The following is a 22,119-nucleotide window of genomic DNA, read 5'->3' as shown; positions in this document are numbered from 1 at the left end:
CCCATGAATTGCAACCTTCACCGCATCGTCTTCAACAAATGCCGAAGCCAACTCATGGCTGTGGCCGAAAACGCGCAGGCGGGCGGCAAGACTGCCGCTGGGGAGAGTTCAGTCGGTTCAGCAAAGCGGGCAAGCCTGTTTGGGCAATGTGGTTCGGTCGCCTCCAAAGTCGCCGTGGCCATGTGGCTTGCGGTGGGCGCACTGCCCATGGCTTGGTCGCAAATCATTGCAGACCCTACGGCCGCGGCCAATCAGCGTCCTACTGTGCTCAGTGATAGTGCCGGTCGTCCACTGGTCAACATCCAGACGCCCAGCGCAGCGGGCCTGAGTCGCAACAGCTACAAACAGTTCGACGTGCCTACCAGTGGCATCGTGCTCAACAACTCTGCCAGTAACCCGTGGTTGTCCAATGGGGTGTTGGCCAAGACGATTTTGAACGAGGTCAACTCCACCGCCCAGAGCTACATCAACGGTGCCATCACCGTCAATGGCGCTGCCGCCCAGGTGATCGTGGCCAACCCCAGCGGCATCACCGTCAACGGGGGTAGTTTCATCAACGCCAGTCGAGCCACACTGACCACCGGCACCGCTGAATTGACCAATGGGGCATTGACGGGTTTCAGCATTCGCGGCGGCGGGGTCACCATCGGTTCAGGCGGGCTGAATAACAGCGCCACACCCTACACCGACATCATGAGCCGCGCAGTCACCCTGACCGGTGCTTTACGGGCGCAAAACCTGGGTATTACCACAGGTCTGCAAACTGTGGACTATTCCACCGGCCTCATCAGCAACCAAGACACCAACACCTACGCCGCAGGGGCGCTGACTATTGATACCGCCGCGCTGGGCGGCATGTATGCGGGCAACATCAGCATCTTGGCCACTGAAGCAGGCTTGGGCGTGCGAAATCTTGGAACATGGCAGGCCACGGGTGGACAGATTGTGGTCACGGCAGACGGCTTGCTGCAAAACTTGGGCACGGTCTCTGCAAATGTGGCCAGCCTGGCCACCGTCAAAGGAAATATCGAGAACTCAGGCTCCATTCAAGGCTCGCAAGCGGTCGTGATGAGCGCAGGCGGTGATGCCGGCCTCTTTGGCGCAGGCCTCAAGCAAACCGCAGGCAGTGCCGTTGTCATCAGTGCCAAGGGTGCGGTCAATCTCTACAACAACGCCAGCTATGGCGCAGCCCAAGTGGCCAGCACCGCCAGTGGCGGTCAAGTGAGCATCAGCGCAGGGCAAAACATCAACGTCAACAGCGGCACCTCCATTGCCGCTGACAAAGATGTGCAACTGAGCAGCGATGCCATGGTCTTGGCAACTGGGGCCAGCATCACCTCCAGCACAGGTAATGTCACTGCTTTGGCTGGGGCAGGCATGGGCGTGTCCAGCAGCACTATCACCGGCCAGCAAGTGCATTTGGAAACTGGCGCGGCCTTCAAAGACACCGCCGCATCGTTGACGGTCACGGGCGGCAATGTGCGTGGCGTTACCCAAACCACCCTGTTGGCCACCGACAGCATCCTGGTATCCAGCGCGGGCAGCACCGCTGTGAGCAGCGCAGGCAATGTCCACATCCAGGCCACCCAAGCCGTTGACTTAACTGCTGGCAGCACCGTCACAGCCGGTCAGCACATGAGTGTCATGGCTGGCACCACCCTGAACTTGCGCGCGACCAGCGGCACCACCGCCACCAATGGCCAGAAAGTGAACCTGAGTGCCACAGGCAACATGCTGTTGTCTGGCAACAGCGTCATCGCCACCGGCTCTAACTTGAGCGCTGGGCAAGACATGAGCATTGAAGCCAATGATGGCAACGCCAACTTGCACGCCCTTTCAAACGCTGGCGGCACCAGTGTGGACAAAATCAATCTGAGCGCAGGCAAAGACGTCAACGTCTCGGTGTTCAAAGGCAGTCTGTACGCCACAGGCCTGCAAGCGAGCGGACAAAACATCAACCTGGTGAGCAACGCCACCGCCAGCGTGGCCAATGCCACCGTGCGGAGCGGTAGCAACACGCAAGCCGTGGCCAGCACGCTCACTGCCCGTGAAGACCTCACGGTGGGCAGCATCAACACCACCGCCGGGGCCAGCAGTCAAGTGCAAGTGGTGGCCTCCAGCCTCAACGCAGCAGGGCAAGCCCGAATTCTCTCCAACGGCGTGGCCCTCATCACCGCCGCTACTGATGCCGTCGACGGTGTCGCCAGTCCTGCCCGCAGCAGCATCACCGCAGGCAGCGTGGCCATCCAAGGTGGCAGCGTGCAAACCGATGCAGCAGACATCCGCACCAACGGAAACAAATCCACCACGGCCAAATCCGGTGACATCACCGTCACCGCCACCAGTGGCAATGCCCTGTTCAATGTCAACACGGGCTATCGAAGCCAATTCAACAGCACAGGCAACATTGCCCTGCATGCCAATGGCAACCTGACCCACTGGTACACCGAGGCCATTGCGGGAGGCGGTCTGTCCAGCACCAGTGCCACGGGCCAAATCAACAGCACGGGTGCCTATCTGGTCGCTAAAGACGTACTGAGCTTGGCCAGCAAGGGCGCACAAACCCACGCCAGCGGCTACTACAGCGGTGGTGCAGCCACAGTCTTCAACGAAACCGGCCACCTGGCCCTGAACAGCATCCGAATGCGGGCGGAGGGCACCACGACAGCAAGCCTTGGCACCGTCAGCGGCCAAATCAGCATCGAATCGGGTGGCACGCTGGGCCTGGATGCCTCCTCGGTTTTGGTGGGCACCACCGACCTGTCCATCATCCAGGGCCAGGGGGACATCACCATCAACCCCAGCACCTGGGGACGCGGCACCTTCGCGCTCAGCCAGCTCGTATATGGCAGAAACCTCACGATGGGCACGCGCAACGGCAACATGACACTCAACGGGGCCGATGGCAGCAACGGCTACGGCAGCAGTCAACGCGTGGTCATGACCACGCCCGGTAGCCTGACCTTGTTTGCCAACAACATACACCTGCAAGGCAGCCAATTGCGCGCCAACGGTGGTGCGATCAACCTCACAGCCACCAATGGAAGCCTCACCGTAGAAGCCAACAAGGCCAGTCATTACAGTGCGGGCTTTACCAACACCTATTGGGATCAAGCCCAACTGGTTGCCTCAACCGGCATTGATGCGCGCGCAGCCAGTGACATGCAACTTAACGGGGTGTATGCACACACCTGGGGCCGGGCCAACTTCCAGTCTGGCGGCAACCTCACCACCTCGGGCAAGGTCAATCGCTGGCAAGTGGACAACCGCCCCAGCGCGGGCAGCAGCTACAACGGCTGGTACCAAGATGAAGAATGGGTCGACTACACCAGCATCACGGGCAACCTAGGGGTCAACCTAGGTGCCATGGGCGGACACCTGCGCATCAATGGCACCAACGTGAACGGTGGCAGCGGCACGGCCACCCTCCAAGCCTTGGGCCATGTGCGGCTGGAGGCCGTGATGACCGATGTGGTTCATGCGGCTACATCGACGGGTTGGAACAGAACCTGGTACGGCAAAAAAACTACCTGGACCACCTACCACGACCGCGCCTGGCGCAACGTCAACGCCGTGAATGTGAATGCCCGCGACATCAACATCAAAGCCGGCAACAACGTGGAGACTCATGCCACGCGGCTGAGTGCCAGCAACAACCTGCGCATCGAAGCCGGTGACCAAGCGCTCTACTTCGCTGTGCGCAACGAAACCGACCACCAAGACACCACCCAAAAGCGCGAAAGCTGGATCGGCATCCGCTACGACAAATCCACCGAGCACAACACCACGCGCATCAGCACACCCGTGGTGAGTCACCTGTACGCCACCAACGGCAACCTCACCAGCTACAGCGGCGGGGATCAGTTGTTCCAAGGCACGGATGTCAATTACTACAGCCGCGACATTCAAGCCGGTGTAGGCGAGCGCGCCCGAGCCGACGCCCGCATCATCTTGGAAGGCGTCAAGACTGAGGTGTTCCAGCAGCGCACCAAAGAGTCCAACTACGTCGTCTGGCAAAAGCAACTCAACCAGGGCGGCCGCACCGAAACCCTGACGCTGCCCAGTTTCACCGGCACCGTCAACACGCCTTTCAGAGCCCCCGGCGGCATCAGCGTGCAGATCCCGGCAGGCGAGTTCAAGAGCCAGATCGCCACGCTCAGCCAGCAGCCGGGCATGGGTTACTTGAACGAGCTGACAGCGCGCAGCGATGTGAATTGGCAGCCGGTCAAACTCGCGCATGACCAGTGGAACTACCAGCAGTCGGGCCTGACACCGGCAGGCGCTGCCCTGGTGGCCGTGGCAGTGGCATGGGCCACGGGGGGCATGGGTGCGGGCGTGCTGGGCACCACGGGTTCGACCACCAGCGCCATGGCCAACGCGGCGTTCAGCAGCTTGGCCGCGCAAGCCAGCATCACCCTCATCAACAACAAGGGCGACATCGAAAAGACGCTCAAAGAACTGGGAAGCAGCCAAACCGTCAAAGCCACCATCGCGGCAGCGCTCACGGCGGGTGTGTTGGACAAGCTGGGGGCAACCAGCACCATGAAAGAGCTGTCAAGCAAGACAGGCTTCTCAGACAAGCTGACCTACAACCTCATCAACGCCACAGGCCGAGCTCTGACCAACACGGCCATCAATGGCGGCAGTTTGGAAGACACTTTGAAGCAAGCGCTCATTGGCGGCATTGTGGATACGGCGCATGGGCAGGTGGCCAGCCAGATCAAGGTGTTGGAGGGGCAGTATCTGGCGCACAAACTGGCGCATGCGCTGGCCGGGTGTGTAGCGGGGGCGGCGGCGCAGGGCACTTGCAAAGACGGGGCCATTGGTGCTGCCATCGGCGAGATCATTGCCGGACCGGGTGGTTTGCTCAAGCCCAAGAACGGCATGTTCTACACCGAAGAAGAAAAGCGCAACGTGCTGGCCATCACCAAGCTGGTGGGCGGCGCGGTCAGCGCCTACTCGGGTGGCAACGCGCAAACGGCTATCACCACCGCTGAAGTGGCGGTGACCAACAACGCGTTTTTTGTGCTGCCGCTGGTCAAGTTGCTCGCCGTTGCCGCTGGCGCTTACACCACAGGCGTGGGCGGTGGCAACCCAGCCGAAGGACTGAAAGAAATTGGCAACGGCAACGACCCTTTGGGCAAAGCCATTGCCAATGGCACGCAAGCGGCAGTGACGCTGTCGATGAGCCAATATCCAGCAGAAACCCGCGCGGTGCTCAATTTGCTGTCCGCGGCTGGTCAACAAGTGGACGCAGCCGTCACCTACGTGGATGACAGGACTGGGCGTGTGGTCAGCACGCAATGGAACAACCTGAGTCCGGATACCCGCGCCATGTTGATTGGTGCAGGTAAAGTGACGGGCGTGGTGTTCTCGCCGGTGGGCGTGGGGCAGGTGCGCAACATTGTGGTCAACGCGCCCAAAGCGGTGAGCGATACCACCAAGACCTTGGCTGTGCAGAACATGATTCGTGAGGCTGGCTCCATCGATCCAACCACGGGCAAACCATCGTTGACCCTGCAAGAATTGGCCAAACAACCGGGCGGCTTGACGAGTCTGAAAGAAGCCACGGGCGACTTGTTTGGCAGTGCCACGATGCAGACCCTGTTCAAAGACGCCCAATATGTGGGTGGAGCCAAGCTGGGCGACAAGGGCTTGGATGCGGTGTACAAGGTGGACTCTAAAGACGTGGATTATTTGTTTGTGGAATACAAGTACAACACCTCGCGGCAGAGCATGACCAATGATGGGTTGCAGGGGTCCACTGGTTGGGTAACCGGCGGTAATCGAATTGAAAATGCCGTTGGCCGTCAACTAGGGCAGAGCGTCCGCACAGCGGCAGAAACTGGCCGCACTGAAACACTGCTGATACAGACCCTGCCAGATGGCCGCACCAATGTGAAGTTGCTCGATGCCAACGGCAAATCCTTACCCATTACGCAGTCCAAATTGGACTTGGTGCAGCGCATTTCCAGCAATCTGAACAAGGGGATTCAGCCATGATCCGGGCGCCTATGGGAGATCGGGGCTACTGGGAAAAGGCCGTTAAAAATGGCTGGAACTCCATCTCAATGGCGGAAGAGCAAATCAAAAAACCAGCAGGTGCGCCGACGTATCGAGCCGAGTACTTGTGGGGGCTGACCCAGGATCACCCCCGCCAAACCCTCACCCAATACTCCCGAGGTGATGCGATTGCAGTTTTGTACAACCCCTTCCCCAAGGTGCTCGATGCCTGGGAGTTGTCCAACCGCGAGGCGGAATTCATAGAGCGTGCGTACAACCCGGGGCACATCCGAGCCTGGGAATTCCGACTGGACTATCTGGAGCACTACAACTGGTGCTTCTGGCTGGTGGGCTTGGCACTGGTCTTCGATATTCCCGACGATCAGTGGCAGCGTTTGAATGCGTTGATCGGTGGTGAAGGCGAGGACGAATTGCTCGACCGCATCATGGCCACACGCCAGCCCAACCGACGAATAGGCGACAAGCTGCTTCACAAAAAACCCTACGCCCGCTTGCTCAAGGCTGTAAATGCCAAGCCTGAGCTACAAGCGGCCCTGCTCAAGGACTTTGTGGATAACTGGTATAAAGAACTCAAGAGGCCATTCGGAAAACGCATCTGGTGGTACGACTACGGTGACCCGGAGATCAACCCGATGGAAAAAGGCAGTTACTTCGGGCGCTGGTGTGTCGAAGCGGTCGCCGCTGTCAAAGCCTTTGGCTTGGATGATTCGCTTTGCCTTGGGCATGAGCACTATCCGGGTGACTTGCTGCGACCCAACGGGCCAAGCACACACGCTAATCGCTATGGCTGGAAGGCATGGCTGAGCAAGCAATTCACAGGAAAGGAAAGCTGACCATGTGGCGCACAGTCATTCGCAATGTGATGGGGGTGCTGGCCTTCTTGCTGGTGTTTGCCATCTTTCCTAACCAATGGTTGTTGGGTCTTGGCGTGGATGCCATGTGGGTGGGTTTGGCCAAAATCATTTCAGCTGTTCTTGCGGCTTGGTGGGTGGTTGGCTTTCGGCGCAAGGTGAATGAGTCCAAGTCCGACGCATGAAATCACAATTGAGTGTGCACCTACTCGCGTGAGCTACGGCGGCATTGATGAGAAAGCCCGAGTCGACGACAGAATCATCTTGGAGGGCATCAAGAACCGCATCACGCAAACGCGCACCAAAGAGTCCAACTACGTTGTCTGGCAAAAGCAACTCAACCAGGGCAGCCGCACCGAAACCCTGACGCTGCCCAGTTTCACCGGCACCGTCAACACGCCTTTCAGAGCCCCCGGCGGCATCAGCGTGCAGATCCCGGCAGGCGAGTTCAAGAGCCAGATCGCCACGCTCAGCCAGCAGCCGGGCATGGGTTACTTGAACGAGCTGACAGCGCGCAGCGATGTGAATTGGCAGCCGGTCAAACTCGCGCATGACCAGTGGAACTACCAGCAGTCGGGCCTGACACCGGCAGGCGCTGCCCTGGTGGCCGTGGCAGTGGCATGGGCCACGGGGGGCATGGGTGCGGGCGTGCTGGGCACCACGGGTTCGACCACCAGCGCCATGGCCAACGCGGCGTTCAGCAGCTTGGCCGCGCAAGCCAGCATCACCCTCATCAACAACAAGGGCGACATCGGCAAGACGCTCAAAGAACTGGGAAGCAGCCAAACCGTCAAAGCCACCATCGCGGCAGCGCTCACGGCGGGTGTGTTGGACAAGCTGGGGGCAACCAGCACCATGAAAGAGCTGTCAAGCAAGACAGGCTTCTCAGACAAGCTGACCTACAACCTCATCAACGCCACAGGCCGAGCTCTGACCAACACGGCCATCAATGGCGGCAGTTTGGAAGACACTTTGAAGCAAGCGCTCATTGGCGGCATTGTGGATACGGCGCATGGGCAGGTGGCCAGCCAGATCAAGGGACTCGAAGCGGACTATCTGGCGCATAAGTTGGCCCATGCCCTGGCCGGGTGTGCAGCGGGGGCGGCGGCTGGCGGCGCGTGCAAAGACGGGGCGATTGGTGCCGCTGTCGGTGAGATCGTGGCCCAGCTCATGCCTCCCAAGAACGGCATCGCCTACAGCGAAAGTGAGAAAAACAATGTCTTGGCATTGAGCAAATTGGTGGCCGGTGCAACCAGCGCATATGCGGGCGGTAACGCTCAAACGGCCATCACCACGGCTGAAACAGCGGTCCAAAATAATGCCCTTGTCCCGGCTCTGATTGGTTTGGCTTGGTTGGCCGATAAGGCGTGGACGGCGTATGAGGTGAGCCAAGATGTAGCCGCTATCCGAGACGGCACCAAGACCGTGCAGCAGGTAACGCAAGAAAAGGGTGAGGAATACGTCACTGGTATCATCATCGGTAACATCGGTCGTTATGGGGTTAAGGCGGTCAAATCGGGTAGCAAATGGATTCAGTCAAAAGCAGCTGACCTCACGAAAAATCTTGAAGCAAGAGGTAGTGCGTTTGGTACAAACATTGTTTGGGGCTCCTGGAAGGATTATCCCAAGGTCACATCGAATGGAGGCCAATATGCCCAAGTGGGAGACAGGCTTTATTCGCAGCATGCAGTCGATAGGATGCAACCCTCAGGCTTGGGTATTCCAGTTGGTGCAGATGCCCCCGGGCGCAATATTTCCCCAAACATTGTGGATTACGTAATCCGAACAGGAGAGAGAACTGTCACCACAACTGCTGAGGGTATTCAACGCACCGTTCACTGGAGCGGAAACGTCGGTGTGGTTACAGAAAATGGTGGTAAAATTGTTGTCACCGTATTGCGCAGAGGATCTTAAAAATGAACAAGTCAATTTACAAAGAAACAATTAATGCGTTGTTGGTTGCAGTCGATGATTTCAAGGCAAAAAGTATCAGCCTTGAAATTTATCAAGCCAATGTATTCAAGGCTGAGAACGAGATCGTTTCAATAGAGGAGAAAAGCCTTAGATCATTGCTACAGAACCATGAAAATCAACTTGAACTACTTCGATTTACAACGGGCGATGAAAAATCCATACAGGAAGCGCTAGATCAATTTAGAGAAGAGCTTTGTTTGTGGCTCTGAGTCCGTGAAAAGCTCAGCCTGGCCCGCAGCACTCTCGCTTGGAGCTAGATCGGCTGAACTGCAACTTGGCCTGGGCCACGCGCCAGCCAACCCCAGTGTTCGTGACACTGGGAACGATATGTATGTATGGTTTTACGGCGACCACGGCCCGGCCGAATCCGTTTGGCGCTATGAACACCCAGATGGGACGGTTGAGTGGACGCACTGCCCGAGAACACCTTACGGTGGAGCCCAGTGAGCCAATCAAACCGAAGCTGGCTTTGTCAACATCTACTGGAGCTTGACTCAGTTCCAAGGGTGCGTGACGGTGTGCGCACCGACGCATGCAGGATCTTCAAGTAAGGCCTGGTGCTCGAAATGAAATTGACTCAACCCGTCAACATTCAGGTTTGTTCTAGGCGCATTCTGTTGCGCCCTGCAAAGTTCTTGGAATTCTTGCAATTCTATGAAACCAACCTGCCCCAACTCAAGCCATCTGTATTCAACTGGACAGACCCCGTGAGTAAACCGTGGGACTTGTCTCATTACGAAAACTATCTTCCGCCCGACCGATTTGGCGATGCTGACAACATTTATTGGCGGCGACGAAAAAAACCCTGTGCCGAAGGTTATTTCCGTGTGGGCAATCGAGGCAGAAATAGCATTCTCAGTGCCAGTCATTCAGAAATATCCTTGGTGGCTGAGTTGTGTGATTTGGATGTTAATTGTTCGCTTGAATATATAAAAAAATGCTCTATTCAATTTGATGCCGACATTGCCCAAGTGCATTGGGTAACACCGGAAGAAGAAACTCTGCGTGATGAGGAGTGCAAATTCGATATGCAGGGAGCCAATGCGGGGTCTGAGTTTGTCTTTCCGAGCTTGCAACATTGGCTACCCGCTTTGTCATGGGCAACTGTTTTTGGTGATGCCTATATACGGATGTTCGGCGTGGAGCGCTTACTATCGGCGCCAGCGTTCAAAGTGGAAAGGTTGAATGATTCGGCGGTTTACATCCAGCTCACACCAAACCTTTCTGATTTAGAGACTGATTACGCCAGTTTCCACGCTGTGCGACTACAGGTTCAGGCCCATCTGGGAAATGAAGCATTCTTTGATGCGGCCCGTGCATATCCTCTGCGCGGCCCTATTGGAGAGATGTCGATTGCTGAATTTATGAAAGCGCGAGCCGACTTCCGTCGCCCACCCCCAGGCACCAACGGATTCAAGGTTCCAGAGTTTCATTTCATCGAAGACTGACATTGCAATCCTCCGTTGTCAGCCGTGACCAGCTTCTGCAAGGCACCAAGGTGAGCGACGGCGGCACAGCCGGCTTCAACGTGCGCGTGGGAGAAAAGGGCGCGCGCTGGAGTCCGTGTCATCCCGGAGGGCGCCCGTGCCGCTCCAGCGCCCCGCGCCGCCACAGCGCTGGAAACAGCCGCGTCCACAGCCCCGCCACCGCCAGCACGCCGATGCCGCCCAGCAGCACCGAGCCGACCGGGCCGAAGGCGGCGGCGGTGGCGCCGGACTCGAATTCGCCGAGCTGGTTGCTTGCGCCGATGAAGACCGAGTTGACCGCGCTGACGCGGCCGCGCATGGCGTCCGGGGTTTCGAGCTGCACCAGCGTCTGGCGCACCACCACGCTGATCATGTCGGCCGCGCCGGACAGGGCCAGCACCGCCAGCGACAGCCAGAACCAGGTCGACAGCGCGAAGCCGACCATGCACAGGCCGTAGAAGGCGACCGCGCCGAACAGCACCGGGCCGGCGTGTTGCAGGCTGGGTCGGCGTGCCAGCCAGATCGACATCGTCAGCGCACCGACCGCCGGGGCGGCGCGCAGCAGGCCGAGGCCCCAGGGGCCGACGTGCAGGATGTCCTTGGCGAAGATCGGCAGCAGCGCCGTCGCGCCGCCCAGCAGCACGGCGAACAGGTCCAGCGAGATGGCGCCCAGCAGCACCGGCTGGCCGCGCAGGTAGTGGACGCCGGCCCAGACCGCGCCCCAGCCCTTCTGGTCCGGATCGGGCCTCGGGGCGGCATGCACGACGCCCAGCGAGAACACGAAGGCGGTCAGCAGCAGCAGCACGCAGACACCGTGCACGACGGCCGCGCCGAACGCGAACAGCACGCCGCCGAGCGCCGGTCCGCCGATCACCGCGATCTGCATGCCGCTGGAACTCAGCGCGACCGCCCGAGCCAGCCGGTCCGGTGGCACCAGCAAGGCCGGCAGGGCCTGCGTGGCGGGCGTCTGGAAGGCCCGGGCGATGCCCAGCAGCACCGACAGCACCAGCACCGCGTCGCGGTGCAGCCAGCCGCCCAGGGGGCCCATCTGACCGCCCGCCAGGCTGCCCAGCACCAGCGCCAGCGCGATCAGCGACTGCATCACCGTGGTGGCCTGCAGGATGCGCGAGCGCCGGTGCCGGTCGGCCAGCGAGCCGGCCGGCAGCGTGAACACCAGCGCCGGCGCGAACTGCGCCAGCCCGACCAGGCCGAGGTCCCAGGCACTGCCGGTCAGCTCGTACATCTGCCAGCCCAGCGCCACCATCATCATCTGGCTGGCGGTCTGGGTGGCGACGCGGGTCAGCCAGAAGCGGCGGTAGGGGCGGATGGACCAGAGTTCGGCGATGCCGCCCGAAGGTGTGGGCGCAGGCGCGGGCAACGCGCTCACGAGCGGAACAGGCGCGAGTACTGCGCCTCGTGCCGCGCCGACAGGATCGCCAGCATCGGCGCATGCGCCTGGCGGGTCGTGTCGTCCAGCGTCATCGCCTGCTCGACGGCGGCGGGCAGGGCCTCGACCAGCGCGGCCAGGATGCGCTGACCGGCGCTCTGGCCCAGCGGCACGGCCTTCAAGGCGGCCTGGACCATGTTCTCGGCCCAGCCGAAGCCGTGCGCCAGCAGCGCCTGCTGCAGCGGCGCACCGCTGCGGGCCAGCGCCAGCGCGTGGGCGACCGGCCAGGTCGGTGCCGGCTTCAGCGCGCCCAGCTGGCCGACACGTTCGTCGTCATCGACGCGATCGCCGTGTTCATCGGCCTTCCCGGGCGCACCGGCCTGCTGGATGCGCAGCCACTCGTGCAGCGAGCGGCCCATCTGCTCGGACTGCTGGCGCAGCTCCTGGGTCTCGCGGGTCGTGCGGACCCAGTCGTTCAGGGCCTCGATGCGGGCCAGGTCGGCGCGTCGGCCCTCGGCCGGCTCGGCATCGTCCTGCCCGCCGCGCCAGGCGCGGATCGCCTCGGCCACCACCGGCAGGTCCGATCGCGCCAGTGCCAGCCGCAGCTGGTCGACCAGCCAGCGCCGGGCCTGCGCCTCGTCGCGCACATGGCCGGCGTCGACGGCGGCTTCCAGCCCTTCCGAGTAGCTGAAGCCGCCCACCGGCAGCACCGGCGAGGCCAGCCAGATCAGCTTGAGCAGCGCGTCCGACGTGGTCATGCGTGCTTGTGATCGTGGCCGTGACCGTGGTCATGCCCATGACCGTGGTCATGCCCGTGGTCATGGCCACAGCCCGGCCCGTGCACGTGCGGCACGGCGGCGGCCTGGACGGGGATGTTCAGCGGCTTGCCGCGGGCGGGGGCCGGGGCGTGGTCGTGTGCATGGTCATGCCCGTGGTCATGGGCGTGTTCGTGCCCGTGGTCATGGCCGTGTGAATGCCCGTGCCCATGCCCCCCCGCCGCATACGCGCCACCTTCGGGCTCGAAGGCGCTGGCCTCCTCGCCGACGATCAGGTGCATCTGCCGCAGCATGTCGGCCAGCACGTGGTCGGGTTCGAGCTTCAGGTGATCGGGCTGCAGCTCCAGCTGCACGTGGCGGTTGCCCAGGTGATAGGCCGCGCGCAGCAGGTCGAAGGGGCTGCCGTGGTCGGCGCAGGCGCGCACCACCAGCACCGTCTGCGGCGCGGCGATGACGCGCACCAGGCTGCCGTCCTCGACCACCAGCACATCGCCGCCGCGCACCACCTGGCCGCGCGGCAGGAACACGCCGATGTGGCGGCCGGCGCTGTCATGGGCATCGAAGCGGCTTTTCTGGCGCGTGTCCCAGTCCAGCTCGACGCTGGCGGCGCGCTTGAGCAGCACGTTGGCAAGGCCGCGGCCCTGGGGGATCAGCTTGTTGACGGTCAGCATGACGGCAGGCGGCGGGGCAGGGCGCCGCAGGTTCGGGAAAGGCGGAATTCTCCCGCAGGAACCATGCCCGTGCCGGCTGGCCGGCCGCCGTCAGCGCAGGTCCGGCGCGTCGCTCAGCTCGTTGCGATCGGCCTGTCCGGCGATGCGCGGGCAGTGCTGGCGCAGCAGCGCGTCGACCGCATCGATCGCGCGGGCCAGTCCCTGCTCGTACTGCCCGGCGGCCAGCGCCGGCTGCATCGCCGCGACGATGGCCTGCCACTGCGCCGGGCTGACGTGCGGGTTCAGGCCGCGGTCGGCCACGATCTCGATGGCCCGGTCGGCCAGCAGCAGGTAGATCAGCACGCCGGTGTTGGCCTCGGTGTCCCAGACGCGCAGCTTGCCGAACATCATCACCGCCCGTTCGCGCGGGCTGGCGCCACGGCGCAGGTAGGACAGCGGCAGGCCGGCCTCGATGCACAGGCGCAGCTCGCCGGCGTGATGCGCCTCGCTGGCCTGGACACGCGCGGTCAGGCGTTCGAGCACGCCGGGGCCGAGCGTGCGCCCGATCCGGCGCGGGTCGGCCAGCAGGTGCCGCAGCAGCCGGGCCGCGCGGGCGAACAGGGTCCGCTTCTTCACGTCAGCCATGTCACCAGCCTCCCGAGGCGCCACCGCCGCCGAAATCACCACCGCCGCCGGAGCTGAAGCCGCCGCCGCCACCGAACCCGCCGCGACCCCCGCCGAACCCGCCGCCACCCCAGCCGCCGTGATGACCGCGTGAGCGGCTGGCCGACGCGAGTGCATCGAACACGCCCATCGCGCTCAAGGCGCCCACCACCAGCGCGACCACCAGCCCCAGGCCGGCGGCGATGGCAGCCAGCGCGAGGCTGGCGCTGAAGTCCCAGACGATCCAGCCCGCTGCGGCCGACGTCGCCAGCGCGCCGAAGCCACGCCCGGCCAGCTGCGTCAGCACCCGGGCGATGATCGGAATGCCGACCAGCGCGATCATCCCGAGCGCGGTCCAGTCGGTCTCGCCGTCGTGGCGGGCGGCCTGCGCGTCCGGTGCCGGCAGGCCTTCGCCCTGGACCAGCGCCTCGACCCGCCGGATCGCCTCGGCCAGCCCGGCGGCCGGTTCACCGCGCCGGAACGCGGGCGTCAGGGCCTCGTCGATGATGCGTCGGGCGGCCAGGTCGGGGATGGCGCCCTCCAGCGTCTTGGCGACTTCGATGCGCAGCTTGCGGTCCTGCGTGGCGACCACCAGCAGCAGGCCGTCGCCGACGTCGCGCCGGCCGATCTTCCAGCTGTCGCCGACCCGCTGCGCATAGGCGGCGATGTCCTCGGGCGCGGTCGTGGGCACGATCAGGATGACCATCTGCGTGCCCAGCCGCTGCTCCAGTCCGGCCAGCTGCGCGACCAGCGCGTCGTGCTGCGCCGGCTGCAGCCAGCCGGCCGCATCGATCACCCGGTCGCTCAGCGCCGGCACGGCCTGCTGGGCCCGTGCGAGCCCGGGCAGCCACAGGGCCGACGCCAGGATCGCCAGCACCGCCAGCATCCCCCACCAGCGACCGATGCGGCGCAGGCTCACTTCGAGGCCGCCTTGCCGCCGAAGTCGACCACCGGCGCGGTCGAGATCGCGGCCTCGTTGGCGACCGTGAAGCTCGGCTTGACGGCGTAGCCCATCACCATCGCCGTCAGGTTGCTCGGAAAGCTGCGTGCCAGCACGTTGTAGTCCGTGACGGCCTTGATGTAGCGGTTGCGCGCGACCGTGATGCGGTTCTCGGTGCCTTCCAGCTGCACGCGCAGGTCCTGGAAGCCCTGGTTGGCCTTCAGGTTCGGGTAGTTCTCCGTCACCACCAGCAGCCGGCTCAGCGCGCCGGACAGCTCGCCTTGCGCGGCCTGGAACTTCTGCAGCGCCTCGGGGTTGTTCAGCAGCTCGGGCGTGACCTGGATGGCCGTGGCGCGCGAGCGCGCCTCGATCACCTTGGTCAGCGTCTCCTGCTCGAAGTTGGCCTCGCCCTTGACCGTGTTGACGATGTTCGGGATCAGGTCCGCACGCCGCTGGTACTGGCTCAGCACCTCGGCCCACGAGGCCTTGACCTGCTCGTCCAGGCGCTGGAAATCGTTGTAGCCACAGCCCGTCAGGCCGAGCAGGGCGAGCGTGGCGATCAGGGTGGAAAGCAGGCGGCGCAGCATGGGCGGGGTTCCTTGTCTCGGTTGACAGGCGCGGTGTTTACCACGCCCCGAAGACGCCCAGATGCGGACGCCGTGTCTCAGATCAAGGCAAGGCGGAACTTGCGCCGGCCGTCGATGCGGTAGAGGCCGAAGTCGCGCTGATCGACGGTGGCGATGTGGTCGATGCCGGAGGCCTCGGCCAGCCAGACCAGCGAGACGTCGGCCCAGTCCGGGTCGAGGTCGGCGTACTTGGTCATCAGCGTGGCCATGCGCCGATGGCCGGCGGCGTCGGGCGCGTGGACCTTGAACATCGGCCCGGCCGCGATGTCGGCCAGCCGCGCCCGCTGGTGCGCAGCCAGGAAGAACGAGGCTTCGGTCAGCACCGCCTCGACCGTGTGCAGCTCGCCCCGGAACCCCGCCAGCCAACGGTTGACACGGGCATGCCAAGGGTCGTCTCGGTTGAACAGGCTCACCAGAATGCCGGTGTCCAGCAGCGTGGGCATCGAGTCGGGCGACTGGCGTGGCGAGCCGGCCTTGGCGCCGGTTCGCGCGCGCGCGGCGCTCATGCCGGGCGCCTCGCCCTGGACTTGACCTGGGCGCGGACGGCGGCCTTGTCGGCAGGTCCGGAAGCCCCGCCCAGGTCCTGGCCGATGCAGCCGATCAGGCCGGCCTTCTCGAAGGCCAGCCAGTGGTCGCTGGGCGGCAAGGCGGTCGCGGCGGCGCGGGTCCTGGTGGCCGGTCCGGCGCCGGCAACTCCGGCCTTGACCAGGTAGCTGGCCAGCGATTCCTGCACCACCAGGCTCTTGCTGACCCCCTGGGTCGCGCAGTAGACCTCCAGCGCACGTTCGAGCGCAGGATCGAGTCGGACGGTCAGCGGCATGGCGGGCTCCAGGACGGCGGGTCAGCGCCAGGGGGCGGCCAGTGTATGACGGGTGGTGGATGTGTATGCGCGGGGGCGCGTCGGGCGAGGGTGCTGACCCCCTCCCGCCTGCGGCGTACTCCCCCTTGGCAGGGGGAGAGTCGACCGAGCCAGCAAACCAGCGTTGCCTTCGGCAACGTGTCTTCGTTCCCCTCCTCCGGAGGGGTGGCAGGCGGAGCCTGACGGGGTGGTTTGGTTGTGCTGGTCAAGCCCCAACGGACACGCCGATAGGTTGTTGTGCAGCCTGCCGTTGCTCAAAGACGTTGGGTGCGACGTTGCCCAGCTTCGAGTGCCTGCGCACGCTGTTGTAGAAGCCGACGATGTAGTCGGCGATGTCCTGGGTGGCTTCGCTGTGGTTGGCGTAGTCTCGGTGCCAGACGCGCTCCATCTTGAGGTTCAGGAAGAAGCGCTCCATGACCGCGTTGTCCCAGCAGTTGCCCTTTCGGCTCATGCTGCCGATCAGGCCATGGCGTGCGAGCAGCGCTTGATGCTGGCCGCTGGCGTACTGGCTGCCGCGGTCCGAGTGCACGATCAGACCGGGGGCGGGTCGACGTTGGGCAATGGCCATCTGGAGCGCCGAGCACACCAGTTCGGCGGGCATGTTCGGCGCCATCGACCAGCCCACGATCTTGCGGGCGTACAGGTCCATCACGACGGCCAGGTACAGCCAGCCGCTGCGCGTGCGGATGTAGGTGATGTCGCTGACCCAGGCCTGGTCAGGCCGGCTCGGATCGAAGCGCCGAGCCAGCAGGTTTTCCGAGACCGGCAGCGCGTGCGCGCTGTCGGTGGTGTGGATGAACTTGCGTTGCCACCGGGGGCGCAGACGGTGTTCGCGCATCAGGCGGCGCACGCGGTAGCGTCCCACTCGAAAGCCCAGATCCTGCAGCGCCGAGACCAGGCGACGACTGCCGTAGACCTTCTCGTTGGCGACAAACTCGGCCTTGAGTTGCGCGCTGATCAGGCAAGCCGCTGGCGCCTGCCGTTGTCGATGTCGCGCGCCGTAGTAGCCCGATCGGCTCACGCCCAGGACGCGGCAAAGCCGCTCGACGGGGTAGGCCTTCTTGTGCAGATGCTCGACGAGCCGGTGGCTCATCGCAGTTCCCGGACGAAGAAGGCCGATGCTTTTTTTAGGATCTCCACATCGCCCCGCAACTGCCTGTTCTCGGCCTCAAGTTGCCGGATGCGTTGCTGCTCGGCCGTCAGCGGCTTGCCGATCCCCGACCGACCGGCCGCCTCTTCATCGACCTGCGTCAACCAGCGACGTACCGCCGTCTCGCCCAGCTTCATGTCTCGGCAGACCTCGCTCACGCTCAGTCCCTGATCCCGAATCATCTGCACGACCTGCAGCTTGAACTCGGCGCTGAACGTCCTTCTTTCCTTCTTGCTCATCTTGTGCTGGTCAAGCCCCAACGGACACGCCGATAGGTTGTTGTACAGCCTGCCGTTGCTCAAAGACGTTGGGCGCGACGTTGCCCAGCTTCGAGTGCCTGCGCACGCTGTTGTAGAAGCCGACGATGTAGTCGGCGATGTCCTGGGTGGCTTCGCCGTGGTTGGCGTAGTCGCGATGCCAGACGCGCTCCATCTTGAGGTTCAGGAAGAAGCGCTCCATGACCGCGTTGTCCCAGCAGTTGCCCTTTCGGCTCATGCTGCCGATCAGGCCATGGCGTGCGAGCAGCGCTTGATGCTGGCCGCTGGCGTACTGGCTGCCGCGGTCCGAGTGCACGATCAGACCGGGGGCGGGTCGACGTTGGGCAATGGCCATCTGGAGCGCCGAGCACACCAGTTCGGCGGGCATGTTCGGCGCCATCGACCAGCCCACGATCTTGCGGGCGTACAGGTCCATCACGACGGCCAGGTACAGCCAGCCGCTGCGCGTGCGGATGTAGGTGATGTCGCTGACCCAGGCCTGGTCAGGCCGGCTCGGATCGAAGCGCCGAGCCAGCAGGTTTTCCGAGACCGGCAGCGCGTGCGCGCTGTCGGTGGTGTGGATGAACTTGCGTTGCCACCGGGGGCGCAGACGGTGTTCGCGCATCAGGCGGCGCACGCTGAAGCCCTCCCAGAACGGGAGCTCGCTTGTATCCTTGTTCATTGGGGCAGTGCTTTCCCGAGTCGGTGTGTCTTCGCACAACCATCTTCTCGCGGGATGTCACTGCCCTACCTCGTTCTGGATCGTCCTCCCGGACTTCCGTGATGAACCTAAAAAAAGCATCGGCCTTCTTCGTCCGGGAACTGCGATGAGCCACCGGCTCGTCGAGCATCTGCACAAGAAGGCCTACCCCGTCGAGCGGCTTTGCCACGTCCTGGGCGTGAGCCGATCGGGCTACTACGGCGCGCGACATCGACAACGGCAGGCGCCAGCGGCTTGCCTGGTCAGCGCCCAGCTCAAGGCCGAGTTTGTCGCCAACGAGAAGGTCTACGGCAGTCGTCGCCTGGTCTCGGCGCTGCAGGATCTGGGCTTGCGAGTGGGGCGCTACCGCGTGCGCCGCCTGATGCGCGAACACCGTCTGCGCCCCCGGTGGCAACGCAAGTTCATCCACACCACCGACAGCGCGCACTCGCTGCCGGTCTCGGAAAACCTGCTGGCTCGGCGCTTCGATCCGAGCCGGCCTGACCAGGCCTGGGTCAGCGACATCACCTACATCCGCACGCGCAGCGGCTGGCTGTACCTGGCCGTCGTGATGGACCTGTACGCCCGCAAGATCGTGGGCTGGTCGATGGCGCCGAACATGCCCGCCGAACTGGTGTGCTCGGCGCTCCAGATGGCCATTGCCCAACGTCGACCCGCCCCCGGTCTGATCGTGCACTCGGACCGCGGCAGCCAGTACGCCAGCGGCCAGCATCAAGCGCTGCTCGCACGCCATGGCCTGATCGGCAGCATGAGCCGAAAGGGCAACTGCTGGGACAACGCGGTCATGGAGCGCTTCTTCCTGAACCTCAAGATGGAGCGCGTCTGGCACCGAGACTACGCCAACCACAGCGAAGCCACCCAGGACATCGCCGACTACATCGTCGGCTTCTACAACAGCGTGCGCAGGCACTCGAAGCTGGGCAACGTCGCACCCAACGTCTTTGAGCAACGGCAGGCTGCACAACAACCTATCGGCGTGTCCGTTGGGGCTTGACCAGCACACGGGATGGCGGCGCAGTTGCGGAGGGTGCTGACCCTCCCCGCCAACGCCCGCCTCAGAACAGGAAATACCGCTGCGCCATCGGCAGCACCTTCGCGGGTTCGCAGGTCAGCAGCTGGCCGTCGGCGCGGACCGTGTAGGTCTGGGCGTCGATCTCCATCACCGGCGTGTAGCTGTTGTGGACCATGCCGGCCTTCTTGATGCTGCGGCAGCCGCGCACGGCCGACAGGTGCTTGTGCAGGCCGTAGCGGGTGGCCACGTCGTCGGCCAGGGCCGATTGCGACAGGAAGGTCAGCGAGGTCTTGGCGATCGCGCCGCCGAAGCTTCCGAACATCGGCCGGTAGTGGACCGGCTGCGGCGTCGGGATGCTGGCGTTGGGGTCGCCCATCGCGGCCAGCGCGATGAAGCCGCCCTTGAGCACGAGGCTCGGCTTGACGCCGAAGAAGGCCGGCTTCCAGAACACCAGGTCGGCCCATTTGCCGACCTCGACCGAGCCGACCTCGTGGCTCACGCCGTGAGCCAGTGCCGGGTTGATCGTCAGCTTGGCGAGGTAGCGCTTGAGGCGGGCGTTGTCGTGCCGGTCGGTGTCGCCGGGCAGCTTGCCGCGCTGCGACTTCATCTTGTGGGCCGTCTGCCAGCAGCGGATCACCACCTCGCCGACCCGGCCCATCGCCTGCGAGTCCGACGAGAACATGCTGATCGCGCCCAGGTCATGGAGGATGTCCTCGGCGGCGATGGTCTCGCGCCGGATGCGGCTCTCGGCGAAGGCCAGGTCCTCGGCGATGCCCGCGTCCAGGTGATGGCAGACCATCAGCATGTCCAGGTGCTCGTCGAGCGTGTTGACCGTGTAGGGCCGCGTCGGGTTGGTCGAGCTCGGCAGCACGTTGGCCTCGCCGACCACCTTCATGATGTCGGGCGCATGGCCGCCACCCGCACCTTCGGTGTGGAAGCTGTGGATCGTTCGGCCCTTGAACGCGGCCACGGTGTCCTCGACGAAACCGGACTCGTTGAGCGTGTCGGTGTGGATCGCGACCTGGATGTCGCTCTCCTCGGCCACGCTCAGGCAGTTGTCGATCGCCGCCGGCGTGGTGCCCCAGTCCTCGTGCAGCTTCAGGCCGATCGCGCCGGCCTCGACCTGCTGGCGCAAGGCTTCGGGTCTGCTCGCGTTGCCCTTGCCGAGGAAGCCCAGGTTCATCGGGAAGGCATCGGCGGCCTGCAGCATCCGCGCGATGTTCTCGGGCCCGGGCGTGCAGGTGGTCGCGAAGGTGCCGGTGGCCGGGCCGGTGCCGCCGCCGATCATGGTCGTGACGCCCGAGGCCAGCGCCTCGTCGATCTGCTGCGGGCAGATCCAGTGGATGTGCGTGTCGATCGCGCCGGCCGTGACGATCAGCCCTTCGGCGGCGATGACCTCGGTGCCCGGGCCGATGACGATGTCCACGCCCGGCTGCACGTCCGGATTGCCGGCCTTGCCGATCGCGGCAATGCGGTTGCCCTTCAGGCCGATGTCGGCCTTGACGATGCCCCAGTGGTCCAGGATCACCGCGTTGGTGATGACGCAGTCGACCGCGTCACCCGGGCCGGGTCCGTTCGGACGCTGGCTCTGGCCCATGCCGTCGCGGATGGTCTTGCCGCCGCCGAACTTCACTTCCTCGCCGTAGTGGCCGGCGCGCAGCGTCAGGTCCTGCTCGACCTCCAGGATCAGGTCCGTGTCGGCCAGCCGCAGCCGGTCGCCGACGGTGGGGCCGAACATCTCGGCATAGGCTCTTCTCGGGACGGTTGCCATCACAGTTTTCCTTGAACCAGGCCGCGGAAACCCCAGACCTCGCGGTCGCCGGCGTAGTCGACCAGCTCGACCGTGCGCTGCTGGCCGGGCTCGAAGCGCACCGCCGTGCCGCTGGCGATGTTCAGCCGCATGCCGTGGGCGGCGGCGCGGTCGAAGCGCAGGCCGGCGTTGGTCTCGGCGAAGTGGTAGTGCGAGCCGACCTGGATCGGCCGGTCGCTCGCGTTCTCGACCACCAGCGTGATCGTGCGGCGACCGGTGTTGATCGGGTGGTCGGGACCGTCGGTGAAGAGTTCGCCGGGGATCATCGTGCGGGTCTCGTGTCGACGGTGTTCAGCGGCCGCGACGGGCCAGCCACAGGCCGGCGGCGACGGCGATGCCGGCCAGCCACAGCGACGTGTCGCCGGCATGCCAGTGGCTGACGCCGGGCATGCCGTGGCCTTCGTGGGCCTGCGCCTGCAGGGCGGTCAGGGCGATCAGGGCGGGGATCAGTGCGGTCATGCGGACTTTCATGCGCGGCTCCAGGACGGGTGTCTCGGGGTGTCTCGTGGGGATCGGCTCGCGGGGCATCGACGGCCGAGCGGTGCGCCATGCACCACGACGGGTCGACGCGCCGGGTTCATGCAATGGGTTGGTGCACCGTCACCAACTTGGTGCCATCGGGGAAGGTCGCCTCGATCTGGATCTCCGGGATCATCTCGGCGACGCCGTCCATGACCTCGTGGCGCGACAGCACCAGCTTGCCGTCGCTCATCAGCTCGGCAACGGTCTTGCCGTCACGTGCCCCTTCCATGATGGCCGCGCTGATCAGCGCGACCGACTCGGGGTAGTTGAGCTTGAGGCCACGCGCCTTGCGGCGTTCGGCCAGCAGGGCGGCGGTGAAGATCAGGAGCTTGTCCTTCTCGCGCGGGGTCAGTTCCATGGGGGCTCGGTGCGACAGCGGCCGGATGGCCGGTGCCGCTCTGGCGCAAGGGCCATGCCACCCCGTGGCAGCG

The 22,119-nt window shown here is 64.0% G+C and carries 19 protein-coding genes and 2 pseudogenes; 7 read left to right on the top strand and 14 right to left on the bottom strand.

All coding sequences use genetic code 11. From position 1 onward, the window contains the following. The first annotated feature begins 3 nt into the window (after window positions 1–3). The 6 genes from ACWA7K_RS13310 (at window position 4) to ACWA7K_RS13285 (ending at window position 10,297) form a co-directional block, all read left to right on the top strand. The gene (locus ACWA7K_RS13310) at window positions 4–6,003 is read left to right on the top strand and encodes a two-partner secretion domain-containing protein (RefSeq protein ID WP_456161880.1); all 6,000 of its coding nucleotides are present in this window, start codon (window positions 4–6) and stop codon (window positions 6,001–6,003) included. After that, complete coding sequence (locus ACWA7K_RS13305; protein WP_456161879.1) at window positions 6,000–6,857, top strand: PoNe immunity protein domain-containing protein; 858 nt, start codon at window positions 6,000–6,002, stop codon at window positions 6,855–6,857. Before ACWA7K_RS13310 ends, ACWA7K_RS13305 begins: the two co-directional genes overlap by 4 nt. A 2-nt stretch (window positions 6,858–6,859) precedes the next feature. After that, window positions 6,860–7,060, top strand: coding sequence for a hypothetical protein (locus ACWA7K_RS13300; RefSeq protein WP_456210149.1), 201 nt, complete (start codon window positions 6,860–6,862; stop codon window positions 7,058–7,060). A 28-nt stretch (window positions 7,061–7,088) separates the two neighbouring features. Next, window positions 7,089–8,789 carry a DUF637 domain-containing protein gene (locus tag ACWA7K_RS13295; RefSeq protein WP_456161878.1) on the top strand — a complete coding sequence of 567 codons (1,701 nt, stop codon included), beginning with the start codon at window positions 7,089–7,091 and terminating at the stop codon, window positions 8,787–8,789. A gap of 2 nt (window positions 8,790–8,791) precedes the next feature. Then, window positions 8,792–9,058, top strand: coding sequence for a hypothetical protein (locus tag ACWA7K_RS13290; protein ID WP_456161877.1), 267 nt, complete (start codon window positions 8,792–8,794; stop codon window positions 9,056–9,058). Between the two features lie 357 nt (window positions 9,059–9,415). After that, window positions 9,416–10,297 (top strand): hypothetical protein, encoded by an 882-nt coding sequence (locus ACWA7K_RS13285; RefSeq protein WP_456161876.1) that lies wholly within the window; start codon window positions 9,416–9,418, stop codon window positions 10,295–10,297. 118 nt (window positions 10,298–10,415) lie between these two features. Here the strand turns inward: ACWA7K_RS13285 and ACWA7K_RS13280 are convergent, their stop codons facing one another. The 10 genes and pseudogenes from ACWA7K_RS13280 to ACWA7K_RS13235 all read right to left on the bottom strand — a co-directional run. After that, window positions 10,416–11,693: an MFS transporter gene (locus ACWA7K_RS13280; RefSeq protein ID WP_456168816.1), complete on the bottom strand. Its 1,278-nt coding sequence runs from the start codon at window positions 11,691–11,693 to the stop codon at window positions 10,416–10,418. A 5-nt stretch (window positions 11,694–11,698) separates the two neighbouring features. After that, entirely contained in the window at window positions 11,699–12,460 is a 762-nt protein-coding gene (locus ACWA7K_RS13275; RefSeq protein WP_456161875.1) for an urease accessory protein UreF, read from the bottom strand. After that, window positions 12,457–13,149, bottom strand: a complete 693-nt coding sequence (gene ureE, locus ACWA7K_RS13270; protein ID WP_456161874.1) for an urease accessory protein UreE — start codon at window positions 13,147–13,149, stop codon at window positions 12,457–12,459. Before ureE ends, ACWA7K_RS13275 begins: the two co-directional genes overlap by 4 nt. 90 nt (window positions 13,150–13,239) lie before the next feature. After that, window positions 13,240–13,773: a TPM domain-containing protein gene (locus tag ACWA7K_RS13265; RefSeq protein ID WP_456161873.1), complete on the bottom strand. Its 534-nt coding sequence runs from the start codon at window positions 13,771–13,773 to the stop codon at window positions 13,240–13,242. A gap of 1 nt (window position 13,774) precedes the next feature. Then, window positions 13,775–14,710 carry a TPM domain-containing protein gene (locus ACWA7K_RS13260; RefSeq protein WP_456161872.1) on the bottom strand — a complete coding sequence of 312 codons (936 nt, stop codon included), beginning with the start codon at window positions 14,708–14,710 and terminating at the stop codon, window positions 13,775–13,777. After that, complete coding sequence (locus ACWA7K_RS13255) at window positions 14,707–15,315, bottom strand: LemA family protein (protein WP_456168814.1); 609 nt, start codon at window positions 15,313–15,315, stop codon at window positions 14,707–14,709. Before ACWA7K_RS13255 ends, ACWA7K_RS13260 begins: the two co-directional genes overlap by 4 nt. Before the next feature lie 80 nt (window positions 15,316–15,395). Then, the gene (locus ACWA7K_RS13250) at window positions 15,396–15,863 is read right to left on the bottom strand and encodes a type II toxin-antitoxin system VapC family toxin (protein WP_456161871.1); all 468 of its coding nucleotides are present in this window, start codon (window positions 15,861–15,863) and stop codon (window positions 15,396–15,398) included. Next, window positions 15,860–16,177 carry a hypothetical protein gene (locus ACWA7K_RS13245; RefSeq protein ID WP_456161870.1) on the bottom strand — a complete coding sequence of 106 codons (318 nt, stop codon included), beginning with the start codon at window positions 16,175–16,177 and terminating at the stop codon, window positions 15,860–15,862. Before ACWA7K_RS13245 ends, ACWA7K_RS13250 begins: the two co-directional genes overlap by 4 nt. A gap of 244 nt (window positions 16,178–16,421) precedes the next feature. Then, a protein-coding gene (locus ACWA7K_RS13240; protein WP_456168812.1) for an IS3 family transposase occupies window positions 16,422–17,605 on the bottom strand; the annotation gives its coding sequence in 2 pieces (ribosomal slippage) (window positions 16,422–17,335 and window positions 17,335–17,605; 1,185 coding nt in all). Between the two features lie 10 nt (window positions 17,606–17,615). Further along, a pseudogene (locus ACWA7K_RS13235) lies at window positions 17,616–18,257 on the bottom strand (IS3 family transposase); the annotation flags it as partial. Between the two features lie 157 nt (window positions 18,258–18,414). On the opposite strand from ACWA7K_RS13235, the pseudogene ACWA7K_RS13230 reads away from it, so the two are divergent. After that, window positions 18,415–19,338: pseudogene (locus ACWA7K_RS13230) on the top strand (IS3 family transposase); the annotation flags it as partial. Window positions 19,339–19,399: 61 nt separating this feature from the next. Here the strand turns inward: ACWA7K_RS13230 and ureC are convergent. The 4 genes from ureC to ureA form a co-directional block, all read right to left on the bottom strand. After that, a complete protein-coding gene (gene ureC / locus ACWA7K_RS13225; protein WP_456161869.1) occupies window positions 19,400–21,127 on the bottom strand; it encodes an urease subunit alpha in 1,728 nt (575 codons plus the stop codon). Then, on the bottom strand, window positions 21,127–21,432 hold the full coding sequence (locus tag ACWA7K_RS13220; RefSeq protein ID WP_456161868.1) for an urease subunit beta: 306 nt from the start codon (window positions 21,430–21,432) through the stop codon (window positions 21,127–21,129). The genes ureC and ACWA7K_RS13220 overlap by 1 nt, the downstream gene beginning before the upstream one ends. Before the next feature lie 25 nt (window positions 21,433–21,457). Further along, entirely contained in the window at window positions 21,458–21,625 is a 168-nt protein-coding gene (locus ACWA7K_RS13215; RefSeq protein ID WP_456210147.1) for a hypothetical protein, read from the bottom strand. A 118-nt stretch (window positions 21,626–21,743) separates the two neighbouring features. Next, complete coding sequence (gene ureA, locus ACWA7K_RS13210) at window positions 21,744–22,046, bottom strand: urease subunit gamma (protein WP_456161866.1); 303 nt, start codon at window positions 22,044–22,046, stop codon at window positions 21,744–21,746. Window positions 22,047–22,119: the final 73 nt, after the last annotated feature.

The organism is Leptothrix mechoopdaensis (SeqCode), from assembly GCF_053893855.1.
This window is presented reverse-complemented; position numbering and strand designations above follow the sequence as displayed.